General features: G+C 64.6%; 13 protein-coding genes. 5 read left to right on the top strand and 8 right to left on the bottom strand.

All coding sequences use genetic code 11. From position 1 onward, the window contains the following. Positions 1 to 5: 5 nt before the first annotated feature. The 3 genes from BLQ71_RS12365 to secA all read right to left on the bottom strand — a co-directional run bounded on the left by BLQ71_RS12365 (position 6) and on the right by secA (position 5,416). Positions 6 to 1,559 (bottom strand): substrate-binding domain-containing protein, encoded by a 1,554-nt coding sequence (locus tag BLQ71_RS12365; protein WP_074621935.1) that lies wholly within the window; start codon positions 1,557 to 1,559, stop codon positions 6 to 8. Positions 1,560 to 1,580: 21 nt separating this feature from the next. After that, positions 1,581 to 2,555 carry a translocase gene (locus BLQ71_RS12360; RefSeq protein WP_074621934.1) on the bottom strand — a complete coding sequence of 325 codons (975 nt, stop codon included), beginning with the start codon at positions 2,553 to 2,555 and terminating at the stop codon, positions 1,581 to 1,583. Positions 2,556 to 2,683: 128 nt separating this feature from the next. Further along, complete coding sequence (gene secA / locus BLQ71_RS12355) at positions 2,684 to 5,416, bottom strand: preprotein translocase subunit SecA (RefSeq protein ID WP_074621933.1); 2,733 nt, start codon at positions 5,414 to 5,416, stop codon at positions 2,684 to 2,686. Between the two features lie 175 nt (positions 5,417 to 5,591). On the opposite strand from secA, the gene BLQ71_RS12350 reads away from it, so the two are divergent. From BLQ71_RS12350 to BLQ71_RS26970, 4 genes are all read left to right on the top strand, one after another. After that, positions 5,592 to 6,464, top strand: coding sequence for a peptidylprolyl isomerase (locus tag BLQ71_RS12350; protein ID WP_043140514.1), 873 nt, complete (start codon positions 5,592 to 5,594; stop codon positions 6,462 to 6,464). 6 nt (positions 6,465 to 6,470) lie between these two features. After that, complete coding sequence (argJ, locus tag BLQ71_RS12345; RefSeq protein ID WP_074621932.1) at positions 6,471 to 7,688, top strand: bifunctional glutamate N-acetyltransferase/amino-acid acetyltransferase ArgJ; 1,218 nt, start codon at positions 6,471 to 6,473, stop codon at positions 7,686 to 7,688. A gap of 104 nt (positions 7,689 to 7,792) precedes the next feature. Then, positions 7,793 to 8,191 (top strand): 8-oxo-dGTP diphosphatase MutT, encoded by a 399-nt coding sequence (gene mutT / locus BLQ71_RS12340; RefSeq protein ID WP_043140520.1) that lies wholly within the window; start codon positions 7,793 to 7,795, stop codon positions 8,189 to 8,191. Between the two features lie 178 nt (positions 8,192 to 8,369). Beyond that, positions 8,370 to 8,492, top strand: coding sequence for a hypothetical protein (locus tag BLQ71_RS26970; RefSeq protein ID WP_043140522.1), 123 nt, complete (start codon positions 8,370 to 8,372; stop codon positions 8,490 to 8,492). 113 nt (positions 8,493 to 8,605) lie between these two features. On the opposite strand, the gene infB is transcribed toward BLQ71_RS26970, so the two are convergent. From infB to rimP, 4 genes are read right to left on the bottom strand one after another with little or no spacing between them, the layout of a single operon-like run. Continuing rightward, entirely contained in the window at positions 8,606 to 11,104 is a 2,499-nt protein-coding gene (gene infB / locus BLQ71_RS12335; protein WP_043140525.1) for a translation initiation factor IF-2, read from the bottom strand. A 9-nt stretch (positions 11,105 to 11,113) separates the two neighbouring features. Next, positions 11,114 to 11,746, bottom strand: a complete 633-nt coding sequence (locus BLQ71_RS12330) for an RNA-binding protein (protein WP_069210535.1) — start codon at positions 11,744 to 11,746, stop codon at positions 11,114 to 11,116. 7 nt (positions 11,747 to 11,753) lie between these two features. After that, on the bottom strand, positions 11,754 to 13,388 hold the full coding sequence (gene nusA / locus BLQ71_RS12325; protein WP_043140532.1) for a transcription termination factor NusA: 1,635 nt from the start codon (positions 13,386 to 13,388) through the stop codon (positions 11,754 to 11,756). A 2-nt stretch (positions 13,389 to 13,390) separates the two neighbouring features. After that, entirely contained in the window at positions 13,391 to 13,984 is a 594-nt protein-coding gene (gene rimP / locus BLQ71_RS12320; protein ID WP_069210536.1) for a ribosome maturation factor RimP, read from the bottom strand. Positions 13,985 to 14,331: 347 nt separating this feature from the next. Between rimP and BLQ71_RS12315 the strand changes: the two genes are divergently transcribed. Further along, entirely contained in the window at positions 14,332 to 15,465 is a 1,134-nt protein-coding gene (locus BLQ71_RS12315) for a jacalin-like lectin (RefSeq protein WP_069210537.1), read from the top strand. A 94-nt stretch (positions 15,466 to 15,559) separates the two neighbouring features. On the opposite strand, the gene BLQ71_RS12310 is transcribed toward BLQ71_RS12315, so the two are convergent. Beyond that, a complete protein-coding gene (locus BLQ71_RS12310; protein WP_074621931.1) occupies positions 15,560 to 17,197 on the bottom strand; it encodes an alpha-D-glucose phosphate-specific phosphoglucomutase in 1,638 nt (545 codons plus the stop codon). Positions 17,198 to 17,205 lie beyond the last annotated feature (8 nt).

Genomic DNA, 17,205 nt, shown 5'->3' with positions numbered 1-17,205 from the left:
CGGGATCACCGAACCCAGACCTCGACCCGCCGGTTCACCTGCCGCCCCCAGGCGCTGTCGTCGCAGGCCATCGGCAGGGCCTCGCCAAAGGCGCGCGCGCTGATCTGCACCCGGTCCAGGTCGGCCGTTTCCGCCGCATCCTCGACCGCGCGGCGCACGGCCTCGGCCCGGCGTCGCGCGATGTCCAGATTGGCCGCAGCGGGCCCGACCCCGTCCGAGAACCCGACAAAGACCAGCTCGCGTCCATCATACCCTCCTGCCTCCAGCGCGCGGGCAAGCGCCAGGACGTTCGAGCGGGACTGCGCGTCCAGCTTGGTCGACCCGGTCTCGAAACGGAAGGTAGTCGTCAGCCGCCGCATCGGCCCAAGCGCGGTCACCATGTCCTGCAAGGCCGCCAACCCCTCTTCGCCCTCGGCCACGGCGACGGCATTGGCCAGGCGGTCTCCCTGCAGGTCCAGGGCCACCTCCTCGGGAGCCTGGTCGATGTAACCGGCCTCGCGGATCGTGATCTGGGCCGATGACCCATGCGCATAAGCCAGGAAATCGCGGGCCAGCTTGGGCAGGCGCCGCGCCGGGATATACAGGAACATCGGCGCGGTCAGCGGATAGTCCTCGGTCTTGATGCTGCGCCGCGCCGCCCGCAGGGTAAAGCCGCAGGCCCCGGCCAGAACCAGCGGCCGGGTCACGCCCGTTTCGGCATAACTGGCCAGCCCCAGCCCGAAAGGATCGACCGCCACGGCCCGGACAAGCGCGGTATTGCTGTCGTGGCGTCTGGCGCCATCGACCAGGTCAAGGCGGGCAGGGCGCAACAGCCGGTCCTGCAAGCCCTGCACCATGCCAGAGCCCTCGCCCCGAAGGTGCAACGTGATCGGCGCATCCGGGCCGCCCAGATCGCTCCAGTTGGTGATCCGACCGGAAAGAACATCGACCAGTTGCGCGATCGACAGTCGGTCGACCGGATTGCGCGGCGAGACGATCGGCACCGCAGCATCCAGCGCCAGCACGCGAGAGCGGTTGGGCGCCGTCAGGTCCCCCAGTCCCGCCGCGCGGGCGCGGGCGGCCTCCTCGGGACGGATTTCGCGCAGGGCCATGACGATATCGGCCTCATCCGCCAGCAGGTCGGAAAAGCCGCTGTCGGTGTCCGTGACGCGAAAGGTAAACCTGCCAAGTACACGCCCACCCGGTTTGCGCAGGGCATAGACCGTCCCGCTGGCGGTGCCGATGCGTTCCGCCTGCAACCCGCTGCGGGCGGCAAAACCCTCGACAAGGGCAGGCATCAACCCGTGGCCGACACTGGCGGAGCCGGAAATCGTCACCTCTGCGACATAGTCGATCAGCGAGGGGCAGCCGACGCCGGTGCAGGTCACGCCCGAGCCGTCGACGGTCAATTCGCCAAAGCGGGTCTCGATCCGGTAGAACTCGCCGTCGAACCCCAGCAGGTTGCCCGACAAGGCGATGCTGCCATCCCGCGATTTCAGCGTGATGTCCTGCGCCAGGGCGAAACCGGCCTGCATGAAAAGGAAAAGTGCGGCGAATACCGCCGCACGACTGATCGACATGAAGTCCCCGTCACCCGCCTCTCATCTGGCGGCGATAGTCATGTCTTCGACAAGGTTTTTCAACACCAGAAAGTCGCCCAGAACCTCGCAAGAGGGCATCTGCAGCGTCAGGTCGCGGGTGCGCAGATCGCCGCCGTCACGGATTTCCAGCGTCTGTGCCTCGACCTGGGTTTCGCAGTTGCCTGCCGTCACTTCGGCCTCGACCGACAGCAGGATCTCACCGCCGCGCTTGGCGGTGCCGGCGGGAAAGGAATAGACCTCGGCGGCCAGCGCCTCGGGCGTGTCGGCGCGGCCCATGCGGGTCAGGAACCCACCTTCGCCCTTGGCAGCGGCGGTCAGGTTGCCGGCATGGGCGGCCCAGATGTGGCCATCGGTGAAATAGCCCGCATCGAATTCGCGGGCATGCAGTTGCAGCCCGGCCTCGCCCTTCCACTGCACGACGACGCGGTCATAGAATGGCAGCGAGCTGACATCCGTGCTGGCCAGCGTGCCTTCGCCGCTGGCAAAGCTGGCGATGAAGACGGCCTGTTCGGCAAGTGCGGGGACCGTGACGGAGAGCGAGCCGTCCGGCTGGATCACCTCGGTGAACATCATGCCCTGGTGGTGGATCGTCACCCGTTCGCTGGCGCGGCAGGGGGCAATCAGTTCCACGTCGACAAGCGCACCTGCCGTTGGCGTCGCGGTCATTGTCATGTCGCAGGAAAACCCGGTTTCGGCGGGCGCCTCGGGCAGGTCGGCCTGGGGCAGGTCGACCTCTGCGGCGGCCTTGACCACCACGGGGGCCTCCGGCAGCTGTGCCTCGGGCGGGCGGTCGACGGGGATCATCGGCAGGACAACGGCTGACGAGGTCTGTTTGATCTCGGAAATTTCCAGCCTGGGTTCAGGTGCCTTGCCGCCCTGCTGGGGCAGGGCAAAGCCGTATTGCATCACGTAACCGGTCCCTAGCGCGCAAACCAGCGTCGCGCCGCCGAGGAGATAGCTGGTAAGCCGGGCCATGATGAAGACTCCTGTCCTTTGTTCTCATCTTGCAGGATGAAAGGTAAACATGGCGCGCATAGGGCACGCAGGCGGAGTCATTGGGGCCTTAATCGGGCGGGCGGCCCGCCTGGGGCCGCCGCGCGGGGTCAGCTGAGCCGGCCGTGGCAATGCTTGAACTTCTTGCCCGACCCGCAGGGGCAGGCGTCGTTGCGGCCGGGATTGCCCCATGTTTCGGGGTCGTTCTCGTCGAACCCTGCGGCCACGGCCTCGGGCGAGGGGGCATCGCCCGCCGGGGCGGCGGCAGAGGGGGCCGGGGCGGCCGCGGCCGCGGCGCGGTCCATCTGCCGCTGCATCTCTTCCTGCTGGCGGCGCATCTCGGCGATCATTGCCTGCTGTTCCTCTTCGGACATCGGGCGCACCCTGCTCAGCTGCTCGGTCACCGTCTCGCGCAGGCCGTCCAGCATGTTCTGGAACAGCTGGAAGGATTCGTTCTTGTATTCGTTCAGCGGGTCACGCTGCGCATAGCCACGGAAGCCCACGACCGAGCGCAGGTGTTCCAGCGTCAGCAGGTGTTCGCGCCACTTGCCGTCGATGGTCTGCAGCAGGACCTGCTTTTCGATCTGGCGCATGGTGTCCGGGCCAAAGGCCTCGGTCTTCTCGGCCATCATCTCGTCGCTGGCTTCTTCCAGCCGCTCGCGGATCACCTCCTGGTCGACGCCGTCCTCGTCGGCCCAGCCGATGATCGGCAGGTCCATGCCCAGCTTTTCCAGCACGGCGGCATAGAGACCCGGCATGTCCCACTGGTCGGCATAGGCCTTGGGCGGCGCATAGGCATCCACCAGCTCCTCGATCACCTCGTGGCGCATGTCGGTGGTGATCTCGCTGACGTCCTGCGATTCCATGATCTCGCGCCGCTGGCTGAAGATCACCTTCCGCTGGTCGTTCATCACGTCGTCGAATTTCAACAGCTGCTTGCGGATGTCGAAGTTGCGCCCCTCGACCTTGGCCTGCGCGCGTTCCAGCGATTTGTTCACCCAAGGGTGTACGATGGCCTCGCCTTCTTTCATGCCCAGGCCCGACAGCACCTTTTCCAGCCGTTCGGACCCGAAGATGCGCATCAGGTCGTCTTCGAGGCTGAGGAAGAAGGAGGACCGCCCCGGGTCGCCCTGGCGGCCCGAACGACCGCGCAACTGGTTGTCGATGCGGCGCGATTCGTGGCGTTCGGTGGCCAGGACGAACAGGCCGCCCGCCTCCTTGACCGCCTGTTCGTCAGCCTCGTGCTGCGCCGCGATCTCGGCGCGGATCTCGTCGGGGTGACGATCGGGATTGGCGGCGATGGCTTCCATGATCTGGAATTCCACGTTGCCGCCCAGCTTGATGTCGGTGCCGCGGCCCGCCATGTTCGTGGCAATCGTGATCGCGCCCAGCTTGCCGGCGTCGGCGACGATCTGCGCCTCCTGCTCGTGCTGGCGCGCGTTCAGGACGTTGTGCTTCAGCCCCGCCTGCGTCAGCATCTGGCTCAGCATCTCGGACTTCTCGATCGAAGTCGTGCCGACAAGGACCGGCTGGCCCTTTTCATGCGCCTTGCGGATTTCCTCGACGATAGCGGCGTATTTTTCGGTTCCGGTGCGATAGACGGCGTCGTCCTCGTCGATCCGCGCAATGGGCAGGTTGGTCGGAACCTCGACCACGCCCAGGCCGTAGATCTGGCCGAATTCCTCGGCCTCAGTGGAGGCCGTCCCGGTCATGCCGGACAGTTTCTCGTAGAGGCGGAAGTAGTTCTGGAATGTCACGCTGGCCAGCGTCACGTTCTCGGGCTGGATGTCACAGCCTTCCTTGGCCTCGATCGCCTGGTGCAGACCGTCCGACAGGCGCCGCCCGGCCATCATCCGGCCGGTGAACTCGTCGATCAGCACAACCTCGCCGTCGCGGACGATGTAATCCTTGTCCTTGGTGAACAGCTTGTGCGCCCGGATCGCCTGGTTGACGTGGTGCACGACGGTGGTGCTTTCCGGGTCGTAGAGGCTCCGGCCTTCTTCCAGCAGCTCATGCGCCTGCAGCATCTGCTCGAGGTACTCGTTGCCCTCGTCGGTAAAGGTGACGTTCCGGGTCTTTTCATCGACGGTATAGTGATCCTCGGCCAGTTCCGGGATCAGCTTGTCGATGGCCTGGTACAGTTCCGAACGGTCGTCGGAGGGCCCCGAGATGATCAGCGGCGTCCGCGCCTCATCGATCAGGATCGAGTCGACCTCGTCGACGACGGCAAAGTAGTGGTCGCGCTGGAACATCTGGTCCAGCTCGGACTTCATGTTATCGCGCAGATAGTCGAAGCCCAGCTCGTTGTTGGTGGCGTAGGTGATGTCGCAGGCATAGGCCTGCTTCTTTTCCTCGTCGGGCTGGCGCGGGTAGACGACGCCGGTCGACAGGCCAAGCGCGCCGTAGACGTTGCTCATCCACTCTGCGTCCCGCTTGGCGAGATAGTCGTTGACGGTGACGATATGCACGCCCCGGCCCGTCAGCGCGTTCAGGTAAGCGGGGAAGGTCGCGACCAGCGTCTTGCCCTCACCGGTCTTCATCTCTGCGATATTGCCCTGGTGCAGGAAAATCCCGCCCATCAGCTGAACGTCGAAGGCGCGCAGGCCCAGGGCCCGCTTGGCGGCTTCGCGGCAGTTGGCAAAGGCCTCGGGCAGCAGCGAGTCGAGGCTCTCGCCCTTTTCGATGCGCTCCTTGAACTCCTGGCTCTTGGCGATCAGACCGGCATCGTCGAGTTTCTCGAACTCCGGCTCCAGCGCGTTGATCTTTTCCACCAGCGGGCGTGTGGCCTTGATCTTACGGTCATTCGGCGTGCCGAATACCTTGCGCGCGATTTTTCCAAGCATGGTCTGATGTACCTGTTTCCAGCGTCAAGTGCGGCATCTGCTTGCCCGCCTCGCACATGAGCCATATGACGGAACGAAAAGACCGGCCTCGCAGAGCCTTTCGGGCATGTAAGGGGACGGCTGTAGAGTGTCAACGCCGCCCAGGGACGCGGCACCGAATCAAGAGGAAGAACCGATGTCGAAAACCCTCATGAAACTCTCGGCTGCGGCGGTCGCGCTGACCCTGGCTTTGCCGGCCCTGGCGCAGGACGCCGACGCCGACAAGCCGGCCGAGATCACGATCGACACCGTTGTCGCCACCGTCAATGGCACGGACATCACCTTTGGCCACATGCTGATGGCGCGCGCCTCGCTGCCGGAACGGTTCCAGCAGGCGCCAACCGACGATCTCTGGCAAGGGCTGCTGGAACGGCTGATCCAGTACGAGACGCTGGCACAGTCCGACAAGGGCGAGGAAACCCACCGTGTCCAGCTGGCGCTGGACAATGAAAAGCGTGAACTTCTGGCCGCCGAGGCGATGCAGGCCGTGGCCGACGGTGCCGTGACCGAAGAGGCCGTCGAGGCCGCCTACAAGGCCGACTATGTCGATGCCGACCTTGGAGTCGAATACAACGCCTCGCACATCCTGGTCGAGACCGAGGAAAAGGCCAAGGAACTGATCCAGGAACTGGCCGATGGCGCCGATTTCGCGGAACTGGCACGCGCCAATTCCACCGGTCCGACCGGCCCCAACGGCGGTTCTCTGGGCTGGTTCGGCAAGGGCCGTATGCTCAAGGCCTTCGAAGACGCGGTCGCCGCGATGGAACCGGGCGCCGTCTCCGCCCCGGTGCAGACGCGCTATGGCTGGCACGTCATCACCCTGAACGAGACCCGGACGATGGATGCCCCGCCGCTGGAACAGGTCCGCCCCGCGATCGAGCAGAAGCTCAAGCAGGACGCTGTCCAGGCCTATATCGCGGAACAGGCCGAGGCAGGTGAGGTGACGCGGCTCGATTTCACCGAAATCGACACGTCGATCCTGAACAACCTCGGCCTGCTGGCGGAGTAAGAGCACATGCCTCCCCGGTCTCCGCTTGCCCCCGCAGACTTTCCCGCGCTCCCGGTCATCGGGGGCGCAAGGTTCGCCATCGCCGAGGCCGGGGTGCGCTACAAGGGCCGCCCCGACGTGATGCTGGCGCTGCTCGACCCGGGCAGTGTGGTGGCCGGGGTCTTTACCCGGTCGGCCACGCGCTCGGCCAACGTGCTGGACTGCCAGTCCAAGATCGGCACGGACAGCGCCGAAGGCGCCGCCATCATCGTCAACTCGGGCAATTCCAACGCCTTCACCGGCAAGGCCGGTGAGGGCTCTGTCGCGGCCATCTGTCAGGCCGTGGCGGCGCAGACAGGCCTGCCCGTGTCCCGCGTCTTCACCTCCTCGACCGGGGTGATCGGCGAGCGCCTGCCGCATGACCGCATCACCGCCAAGCTCGACGAGCTGCACGGCGCCCTGTCGCCCGACGGCATGGCCGAGGCCGCCCGCGCCATCATGACCACCGACACCTTCCCCAAGGCGGCGACGGCGGAAATCGACGTCGATGGCAAACCGGTGCGCATCGCCGGCATCGCCAAGGGGTCGGGCATGATCGCGCCCGACATGGCGACGATGCTGGTCTACATCTTCACCGACGCGCGTATCCCGCGCGCCGAGCTGCAGGCGCTGGTGTCGGAACTCAACGCCAAGACCTTCAACAACATCACCGTGGACAGCGACACCTCGACCTCGGACACGCTGCTGATGGCGGCGACCGGTGCGTCGGGTGTGGACGTGACCTGGAATGCCGACTTCACCCAGGCGCTCTACAACGTGATGCTGAACCTGGCCCACCAGGTGGTCCGCGACGGCGAGGGGGCGACGAAATTCGTCACCGTGCATGTCTCCGGTGCGGCCTCTGACGCCGATGCCCGCACCCATGCGCTGGCCATCGCGAATTCGCCGCTGGTCAAGACCGCGCTCGCCGGTGAGGACCCGAACTGGGGCCGCATCGTCATGGCCGTGGGCAAAAGCGGCGCCGCCGCCGACCGCGACAAGCTGTCGATCCGCTTCGGCGAGACCCTTGTCGCCAGCGAAGGCTGGGTCGCTGAAAGCTATCGCGAAGAGGATGGCGCGACCTATTTCAAGGGGCAGGACATCGACATCAACGTCGATATCGGACTTGGCGCAGGGCAGGCGACCGTCTGGACCTGCGACCTGACCCACGGTTACATCCAGATCAACGCGGATTACCGGTCCTGACCTTTCCGTCACGGCCCTAGGTTTCTTTGGGCTTAAAATACCTCCGGGGAGCGCGAGGGGCTGGCCCCTCGCTCCCGCCTTCTCCAGCCTGTGCAGGACCCGCCATGAAGATCATCCTCGTCTCCGCCGTTGCCCTGATCGACGCCGATGGCCGCGTCCTGCTGGCCCAGCGTCCCGAGGGCAAGAGCATGGCGGGCCTCTGGGAATTTCCGGGCGGCAAGGTCGAACCGGGAGAGACACCCGAGGCGGCGCTGATTCGCGAATTGCACGAGGAACTGGGGATCGAGACCTGGTCGAGCTGCCTGGCGCCGCTGACCTTCGCCTCGCATGGTTATGACGATTTCCACCTGCTGATGCCGCTCTTTGCCTGCCGCAAGTGGGGCGGGATTCCGCAGTCGAAAGAGGGGCAGGCCCTGAAATGGGTGCGCAAGCAAGAGCTGCGCGATTACCCGATGCCGCCGGCCGATGTGCCCCTGATCCCGATTCTTCGGGACTGGCTATAGGCAAGCCCTGCTGACCTGTTATCCGGCTTTGCGGGACGGGTATCGGCTCTTTGCCTGTGCTTTCAGCGCACTTGCCGGTAATTTGGGCGCTCCCTCGTGGAAGATAGACCAAGGGCTTATGGTATTGTTAACGCTCCCGGTGTAATTTTGGCAAAATTGTGACAACCGGAGGAGTGTCATGCTCAAGACAATCGTTATCGGCAGTTGTGTGTCGGTGCAGGGTCTGCTGGAAAAGACCTTTCCCGACGGGCGGATCTCGGTCCGTGTCGGCCAGCGCATCTTTATCGGCCGCCCCGCCTGACATTGCCACCGGGGCCAGACCGAAACCCCGCCCCGGTTTTCGTCCAGTTGAAATGAAAAAGACCCCCGATTCGGGGGTCTTTTCGTGTCTCTCGATTGACCTTGTCGACCGGATCAGTCCAGCGACCGTTCGATCTCCTGGCGTTCGAAGATCTCGATCACGTCGCCGGGACGGATGTCGTCGTAGTTCTCGAAGGCCATGCCGCATTCCTGGCCGGACTGCACTTCGGCAACCTCGTCCTTGAAGCGCTTGAGCGTCTTCAGCGTGCCTTCGTGGATCACCACGTCGTCGCGCAGCAGGCGTACACCGGCGGACCGGCGGGCAACGCCCTCGGTGACCAGGCAGCCAGCCACCTTGCCCACGTTCGAGACCTTGAAGACCTCCTTGATCTGCGCGTAACCGATGAAGTTCTCGCGGATCTCGTTCGACAGCAGGCCCGAGGCCGCCGCCTTCACGTCGTCCACGAGGTCGTAGATCACCGAGTAGTAGCGGATCTCGACGCCCTTCTGGTTGGCGGCGTTCCGCGCGGGTGCATTGGCCCGCACGTTGAAGCCGATCACCGGACAGCCGGACGCCTCTGCAAGGCCAACGTCGGTCTCCGTGATGGCACCCACGCCATAGTGGATGACCCGCACGCGGACCTCGTCGTTGCCGACCTTCTCCAGCGCCTGCACGATGGCCTCGGACGAACCTTGCACGTCGGCCTTGACGATGACCGGCAGCTCGCTGACGTTCTCGTCTTCCTTGGCCTTCTGCAGCAGCTGGTCCAGCGTGGTGGCTGCACCGGCCGCGGCCCGCTTTTCCTTGGCCAGGTTGGCACGGTACTCGGCGATTTCACGCGCCTGCGCCTCGGTCTCGGTGACGTTCAGAACGTCGCCGGCCTCGGGTGTGCCGTTCAGGCCCAGCACCTCGACAGGCACCGAGGGGCCAGCTTCCTTGACGCGCTCGCCCTTGTCGTTGATCAGCGCGCGGACCTTGCCGTACTGCTCGCCGACGACAAAGACGTCGCCCTGGCGCAGGGTGCCGCGCTGAACCAGCACGGTGGCCACGGGGCCACGGCCCACGTCCAGCTGAGCCTCGATCACGGCGCCTTCGGCGGCCCGGTTCGGGTTCGCCTTCAGTTCCAGGATCTCGGCCTGCAGCGCGATGGCTTCCAGCAGTTCATCCAGGCCCTGGCCGGTATGGGCCGAGACCTCGACGTCCTGAACGTCACCGGACAGTTCCTCGACGATCACCTCGTGCTGCAGCAGGTCGGTGCGCACCTTGGTCGGGTTGGCCGACGGCTTGTCGATCTTGTTGATCGCCACGATCATCGGAACCTTCGCCGCCTTGGCATGGTTGATGGCCTCGACGGTCTGCGGCATCACCGCGTCGTCGGCGGCAACCACCAGGACGACGATATCCGTCACCTGGGCCCCGCGCGAACGCATCGAGGTAAAGGCCGCGTGGCCCGGCGTGTCGAGGAAGCTCAGCACCGCGCCGCTCTCGGTCTTCACCTGGTAGGCGCCGATGTGCTGCGTGATCCCGCCCGCTTCGCCGGCTGTCACCTTGGCATCGCGGATCGCGTCCAGAAGCGAAGTCTTGCCGTGGTCGACGTGACCCATGATCGTGATGACCGGGGGGCGCGGCTGCAGGTCTTCGGCCTTGTCCTCGACCTCCTTGATGACGTCCTCGACATCGGCATCGGACACCCGCTGCACGCGGTGGCCGAATTCCTCGATGATCAGTTCCGCGGTATCGGCGTCGATCGACTGGTTCTGAGTCGCCATGATGCCGTTGTTCATCAGCGCCTTGACGACGTCGCCCACGCGTTCGGCCATGCGGTTGGCCAGTTCGGCCACCGTGATCGCCTCGGGCAGCTTGACGTCGCGCGTCACCTTCTCGCGGGACTGCTGGCCGCCCATCGCCTTCTGGCGTGCGCGCTCCTGCTTCCGCTTCATCGCGGCCAGGGATTTCTGCCGGCCGCCTTCGCCGCCGGAGAGGGCCTGGTTCAGGGTCAGCTTGCCGGAACGGCGTCCGCCGTCGCCACGGCCACGTCCGCCGCGACCGCTCTTCTGGTCGTCGCGGTCGGGGGTGCGGCGCGGGGCCTCTTCCTTCTTGGGCTTGGCGCGGGCCTGGTCGTCGGCCTTGGGCGCAGGCTGGGCGGCGGCAGCGGCGGCGGCCTTGGCCGCGTCCTCTGCCTCGCGCTTCTTGCGCTCTTCTTCCTCGGCCTTGCGCTTCAGCGCTTCCTCGGCTTCGCGCTGCTCGCGCTCTTTCTGTTCCTTTTCGGCGCGGAGGCGCTCACGCTCTTCGGCGCGGGCCTTTTCCTCGGCCTCGCGCTTGGCGGTTTCCTCTGCCTCGCGTGCCTTGGCGGCTTGCAGCGCCTTCAGGCGGCGCTCCATCTCGGCATCCGAGATGCCGGCCGGGCGCTTGCCGCCCGATCCGCCAACCTGGCCGCCCTTGCCGCCACCCGCACCGCTACCGGCGCCGGGCTTCGGGACGACGACCCGCTTACGCTTGGTCTCCACCACGACGTTCTTTGTGCGTCCGTGGCTGAAGCTCTGCTTCACACTGCCCGAACGGGCTCCGCCGCCACGCACGCCCAATGTCTTTTTGCCGTCGTTATCGCTCATAAAGCTTCTTCATCCTTTCCGGTGGCCCCTGCCACCGCGATCCGCGTCTGACGTGACGCGTACACCCTTCAAGCGCTGGGCTTCCTCTACAATACGCGGCACGAGTCCGCCAGAGCCAAGCGCGGCATGTATCACAGTTTGTCGGCCAAAGGCCATGCCCAGTTCGTCTGCCGTGAGCCAGCCGATATAATCACCGCCATACGGCGTCGAGAGTTTCGACTTGCCCCGACCCGAGCCGTCCTCCGCCTGGATCAGCACCGAGGCCTCTTCCATCTGCAACCAGGACTTGACCTTCTCGTAGCCCGAGATGGCCTGTCCCGACTTCCGCGCCAGCGAGATCAGGTCGATGACCCGCTTCGCCAGCATCTGTTCGATCAGATCGGACAGCCCGTCGGGGAGTTTCACCGGCTGTTTCATCGCCCGTGAGAAAAGCCCCTTTGCGGCTGCCTTGTCGATCGCCGCCCGGTTGGCCGATACATATAGGCCGCGTCCCGGCAATTTACCAGCCAGATCCGGCACGATCCGTCCGTCCGGGCCCAGGACGAACCGGATCAGCCCGTCGCGGGGCTGCACATCGCCGGTGGCGATGCACTTCCGCTCAGGTCCGTCGTCGTGGGTCTTGGCCCGTCCGCCCCTGGTCATGCCGGCTTTACGCCTCCTGCTCTTCGGTTTCGCCGTCGTCGTCGGCCAGGTCTTCGTCACCTTCCTCGGCCGCGGCTTCCAGCTCGGTCGGATCGACCCAGCCCAGAAGGACGCGCGCGGTCATGACCATGTTCTGCGCCTCTTCGAGATCGACCTCGAATTTCTCCAGCAGCCCGTCGTCCTTGACGCGCTGCCCGTCGACAGTGGTCCAGCCGCCGGCCAGTTCCCAGTCGGCGCAGGTGGCGAAGTCTTCCAGCGTCTTGATGCCGTCTTCGGCCAGGGCCTCGACCATCTGCGGGGTCAGCCCCTCGAAATTCACGAGGCTGTCGTCCACACCCAGTTCGCGGGCGTGTTCCAGCGCCTTGCGGGCCTGCTCTTCCAGCACGTCGCGGGCACGGGCCTGCAACTCGTTGGCGGTGTCCTCGTCGACGCCGTCGATCACCAGCAGCTCGTCGATCTCGACATAGGCCACCTCTTCGAGGTTGGTGAACCCTTCGGAGACCAGAAGCTGGGCAAAGAACTCGTCCAGGTCCAGCGTGTCCATGAACAGCTTGGTGCGTTCCTCGAACTCGGCCTGGCGGCGCTTCGATTCTTCCTCTTCGGTCATGATGTCGATGTCGAGCGCGGTCAGCTGCGAGGCAAGACGCACGTTCTGACCGCGACGGCCGATCGCAAGCGACAGCTGCTCGTCCGGCACCACGACCTCGATGCGCTCGGCCTCTTCGTCGAGGACCACCTTGGACACCTCGGCGGGCTGCAACGCGTTGACGAGGAAGGTCGGCACGTCCTCGTTCCACGGGATGATGTCGATCTTTTCGCCCTGAAGCTCGTTCACGACGGCCTGCACGCGGCTGCCGCGCATGCCGACGCAGGCGCCGACCGGGTCGATGCCGCTGTCATAGGAAATCACGGCGATCTTGGCGCGCGAGCCGGGATCGCGGGCGACGGCCTTGATCTCGATGATGCCGTCGTAGATTTCCGGCACTTCCATCTTGAACAGCTCGGCCATGAACTGCGGGTCGGTGCGGCTGAGGAAGATCTGCGGCCCGCGCGTCTCGCGGCGCACGTCCTTGATGTAGCAGCGGATGCGGTCGCCGGGGCGATAGCTTTCGCGGCCGATCTTTTCGTTCCGGCGCAGGATCGCCTCGCCACGGCCCACGTCGACGATGACGTTGCCGTATTCCTCGCGCTTGACGACACCGTTGATGATGGTGCCGGCGCGGTCCTTGAATTCGTCGTACTGGCGGTCGCGCTCTGCTTCGCGGACCTTCTGCAGGATCACCTGCTTGGCCGACTGCGCCGCGATCCGGCCCAGTTCCACCGGCGGCACCTCTTCGGAATAGACGTCACCCACCTGCGGGTCGGCCATGTACTGCTTGGCCTGCTCGACGGTCAACTCTGCCTGGTAGTTCTCCAGCTCCTCGTCCTCGACGACGGTGCGGACGCGGGTAAAGGTCGCCTTGCCGGTGCGGCGGTCGATCGACACGCGGATGTCCATCTCGGCGCCGTAACGGGACTTGGCCGCGCGGGCGAGGCTTTCTTCCATCGCTTCGACGACCAGACCGGGGTCGATCATCTTTTCGCGCGCCACCGCCTCGGCGGTCTGCAGGAGTTCCAGCTGGTTTGCAGAGGTGATTGCCATTGTTATTGCTCCTCGTCCCGAGACTGTTCGGTCTCGATCTCGTCAAACTTGGTCTCGTCCAGTGTATCGCCCGCGCCCTGGGCATCCGCTTTCTTGCGGGCCTTCAGCATGAGGCGGATCAGTTCGTCCGTCATCACCAGCTTGGCGTCGGTCAGCCAGTCGAACTGCAGCCCGATGGTGCCCTCGTCCAGGTTGATCAGGACCTCGCCGTCCTCGACCCCGGCCAGCACGCCGCGGAATCGCTTGCGGCCCTCGATCATCTCCGAGGTCTCAAGCCGGGCTTCGTACCCCTCGTAGGTATCGAAATCCTTGAGCCGGGTCAGCGGGCGGTCGATGCCGGGGCTGGACACCTCCAGCGTGTAGGTGTCGATGATCGGGTCCTCGACGTCCAGCACGGCGCTGACGGCGGTCGAGATCTCGGCGCATTCATCCACCTCGATCCCGCCCTGGGGGCGTTCGGCCATGATCTGCAGCGTCGGCACCTGTCCGCCCATCAGGCGGATGCGGACCAGGTCGAATCCCATGTCCTCGATCACGGGCTGCACGATCTCCGCAAGACGCTTGTCCATGCCGGTCTTTGCGATCAGGTCGGTCATTGGTCACTTGCCTTTCGGGCACAAAAAAACGGGCCAGCGGCCCGTTTGCGAAAGAACGATGGGCGCCGGGGCTGAACCTCGGCGCGCCGCTGTTGAGGCGCATATAGGCGAGCATGGGGGCGGACGCAAGCAGATTCGGTAGGGTCAAGGCTGACCACGATCCGCACACTCTAACACCGCGAGGAATTGGGATGTCGCCAAGGCGGTCGTGCCAGAGTTGGGCGTCCTGAATGCCCAAGGTCACCAGTCGAGCGATACTCCACAGAAATAGTTGCGTGTCAAGGTTGTAATGGCCATACGCGGAAAGCACAATTTCTTGGTAATTATCCGGATTAGGAGCCGCCAAGATGTTTCATCTCCGCTATCTGTTTCTTGCCTGTTTCATGTGTCTTGCAGCAACCGTGTCGCAGGCCTGCGATGAATGGTTCCTTGAAAAAAAGGCCGTCGCGGGCGGCAGCGGCGGAAATCCGCATTTCGACGTGATGTGCGACGGTAGCCGCGTTTCGGAAATTCAACTGTGGCTGCGTCACGGGTACGTGACGGGTTTGAAAGTCAGGTGGTCAAAGCAGGACGCCGACGGCGTTTTCAATACAACACAAGAAAAGTCTTACGGCTCGACAAACGGCTTTGCGACACAGCAGATCCTGTTCGATCCGAATGAATTGATCACGGGGCTGACAGTCTATCCAAATCAGAACCCGCGTCGCGTTAAGCAGATCGTGTTCCAGACCAGTATGGACAGGAAGGTAAGTCTAGGGGTGACCGCGGGGATCGCGGATGGCAAGGCCGACGCCAATGTAGGCACTGGCTATCCCGTGGGCGTCTGGGTGCGTTCCGGGACCGAGATCGACAGTTTCGGCTTGGCATTCATCCGCGAACCGGAAAGGATCAACTTGAACGTCGACACCTATCCCACACTCAAAGACGCGCGACCCAAACTGAAGAACATGACGCCGGTCTGTGTGCCGGTGCGCCGGAACGAGGAAACCACGGTAAAGCTTTCAGAAACGCGAAAGCATGTTGATATCTCAAAGTGGGATTGGCGGGTTGGCCTCAAGTTGGGCTTCAAGTACTCGGGCAAGGCTGGCGTGCCGTCCGTAGGCGAAACCGGATTCGAAGTATCTGCCGAAGCGAGCTTCGGGCTGGGCCATGAATGGCAAGACAATAACGAAAGAACCCTGGTCGCCGAGATGACGAAAAAGTTCCCGGCCTCGACCTATGAAGATTTCAAGGCAGCAGGCCGTCTCGATTCCTTCACCGAAGTGGATGAGAACGGTGAGCCGCTTTTGAACGTGCTGGTTGTCCCAAGCTACTACGAGGCCAATCTGGACTTGCCTTACAAGGGTACGATGGAACTGGTCTACAGAGATCAAAAGAAACTGTCGTGGCCTGTGTCCGGAACCTATACCGGGGTGCTGGCATCGACGGTGAATATCACGGAACGCTACGTCAACGTCTGCCCAACGAACGTGCAGAATTGAACTAGGGTTCTCAGCGGACCTGGCCGCGGCACCGCGCCCTGCGCATCTCATGCGCAGGGCCTTGCATGGAGTGTGCAAGCCCGGTTTGGGCGGGTCAGGTCATGACATCCGGTGCCTCGCGCCCGGTCCGTTCGGAGAGGCCCGTCAGGGCATTCACGGCGGCCGCCAGGTCGCGCAGCGCGGCCTGGGTCTCGACGTTCAGATCGCCCCCGGCAGGTTCATAGCGTTCCAGGTAGACGCGGATCGTCGCGCCCTCTGTTCCGGTGCCCGAGAGGCGGATCACCGCCCGGCTGTCGTCCGCGAAAAAGATCCGCAAGCCCTGGTTCCTGCTGACCGATCCGTCCACCGGATCGGTATAGGCAAACTGGTCGGCGCGGGCGATCACCTTGGGCGGATTGCCCACTTCGATCCCCGGCAGATCGTCCAGACGGGCGTTCATATCGGCCATCAACCCTTCGGCGGCGGCAGAGTCCACCGCCTCGTAGTCGTGCCGCGAATAGTAGTCCCGCCCATAGCTGCGCCAGTGGTCCTGCAGGATCTCCGCCACGGAAATCTTGCGTGCGGCCAATATGTTGAGCCATAAGAGCACCGCCCACAGCCCGTCCTTTTCGCGGACGTGGTCGCTCCCGGTGCCGGCGCTTTCCTCGCCGCAGAGCGTGGTGCGGCCCGCGTCCAGCAGGTTGCCGAAGAACTTCCAGCCTGTCGGCGTCTCGAAACTTTCGATGCCCAGTTTCTCCGCCACCCGGTCGGCGGCGCGACTGGTCGGCATCGACCGCGCCACGCCTGCCAGCCCGCGCGCGTACCCCGGCGCCAGATGGGCGTTCGCGGCCAGCACCGCCAGGCTGTCAGAGGGCGTGACATAGATGCCCTTGCCCAGGATCATGTTGCGGTCGCCGTCGCCGTCCGAGGCGGCGGCAAAATCCGGTCCGTCGTCGCGCATCACCATGTCGACCAGCGGCTTGGCCCAGATCGGGTTCGGGTCTGGATGTCCCTTGCCGAAGTCGACCGAGGGCACGCCGTTCAGCACGGTGCCCTTTGGCGCGCCCAGCATTCCTTCAAGGATCGCAGTGGCATAGGGGCCTGTCACCGCATGCATCGCGTCGAATTTCAGGCTGAATCCCCCGGCGATCAGCGCCCGGATAGCGTCGAAATCGAACAGTTCCTGCATCAGCGCGGCGTAGTCGGCCACCGGATCCAGGATCTCGACCGTCATCTTGCCCAGCGCGGTTTCGCCCAGGAGGCCCAGGTCCACGTCCGGCGTTTCCAAGGTGACGTATTCGGAAATGCCCTGCGTCTGTTCATGGATCGCCGCGGTCACGCTTTCCGGCGCTGGGCCACCGTTGGCGATGTTGTATTTCAGCCCGAAATCCGCGTCGATCCCGCCCGGGTTGTGACTGGCCGACAGGACCAGCCCGCCATCCGCGCCGCGCTTGCGGATCAGGTTCGAGGCGGCGGGTGTCGACAACAGGCCCTCCCGCCCGACGATGCAGCGCGCCGCGCCCTGCGCGGCGGCCATGCGCAGGATGGTCTGGATCGCCTCGGCATTGAAATAACGCCCGTCCCCGCCGACGACGAAGGTCTTGCCCGAGACACCGCCGATGGCGTTGAAGATGGATTGGACAAAGGCCTCGACATAACCGTCCTGCATGAAGACCCGCGTCTTCTTGCGCAGGCCCGAGGTGCCGGGTTTCTGGCCGTCGAAGGGCGTCAGGGGGCGGGTGATGGGCGTCATGAAAAGGG

The organism is Antarctobacter albus (assembly GCF_900101505.1).
GTDB classification, from domain to species: domain Bacteria; phylum Pseudomonadota; class Alphaproteobacteria; order Rhodobacterales; family Rhodobacteraceae; genus Antarctobacter; species Antarctobacter albus.
The sequence above is the reverse complement of the archived record's forward strand: the minus strand, read 5'-3'. Positions and strand labels throughout refer to the sequence as shown.

Bases quoted from the DNA above. Each gene is read 5' to 3' on its own strand.
- BLQ71_RS12365 (WP_074621935.1), bottom strand. From the start codon at position 1,559: ATGTCGATCAGTCGTGCGGCGGTATTCGCCGCACTTTTCCTTTTCATG.
- BLQ71_RS12360 (WP_074621934.1), bottom strand. From the start codon at position 2,555: ATGGCCCGGCTTACCAGCTATCTCCTCGGCGGCGCGACGCTGGTTTGC.
- secA (WP_074621933.1), bottom strand. From the start codon at position 5,416: ATGCTTGGAAAAATCGCGCGCAAGGTATTCGGCACGCCGAATGACCGT.
- BLQ71_RS12350 (WP_043140514.1), top strand. From the start codon at position 5,592: ATGTCGAAAACCCTCATGAAACTCTCGGCTGCGGCGGTCGCGCTGACC.
- argJ (WP_074621932.1), top strand. From the start codon at position 6,471: ATGCCTCCCCGGTCTCCGCTTGCCCCCGCAGACTTTCCCGCGCTCCCG.
- mutT (WP_043140520.1), top strand. From the start codon at position 7,793: ATGAAGATCATCCTCGTCTCCGCCGTTGCCCTGATCGACGCCGATGGC.
- BLQ71_RS26970 (WP_043140522.1), top strand. From the start codon at position 8,370: ATGCTCAAGACAATCGTTATCGGCAGTTGTGTGTCGGTGCAGGGTCTG.
- infB (WP_043140525.1), bottom strand. From the start codon at position 11,104: ATGAGCGATAACGACGGCAAAAAGACATTGGGCGTGCGTGGCGGCGGA.
- BLQ71_RS12330 (WP_069210535.1), bottom strand. From the start codon at position 11,746: ATGACCAGGGGCGGACGGGCCAAGACCCACGACGACGGACCTGAGCGG.
- nusA (WP_043140532.1), bottom strand. From the start codon at position 13,388: ATGGCAATCACCTCTGCAAACCAGCTGGAACTCCTGCAGACCGCCGAG.
- rimP (WP_069210536.1), bottom strand. From the start codon at position 13,984: ATGACCGACCTGATCGCAAAGACCGGCATGGACAAGCGTCTTGCGGAG.
- BLQ71_RS12315 (WP_069210537.1), top strand. From the start codon at position 14,332: ATGTTTCATCTCCGCTATCTGTTTCTTGCCTGTTTCATGTGTCTTGCA.
- BLQ71_RS12310 (WP_074621931.1), bottom strand. From the start codon at position 17,197: ATGACGCCCATCACCCGCCCCCTGACGCCCTTCGACGGCCAGAAACCC.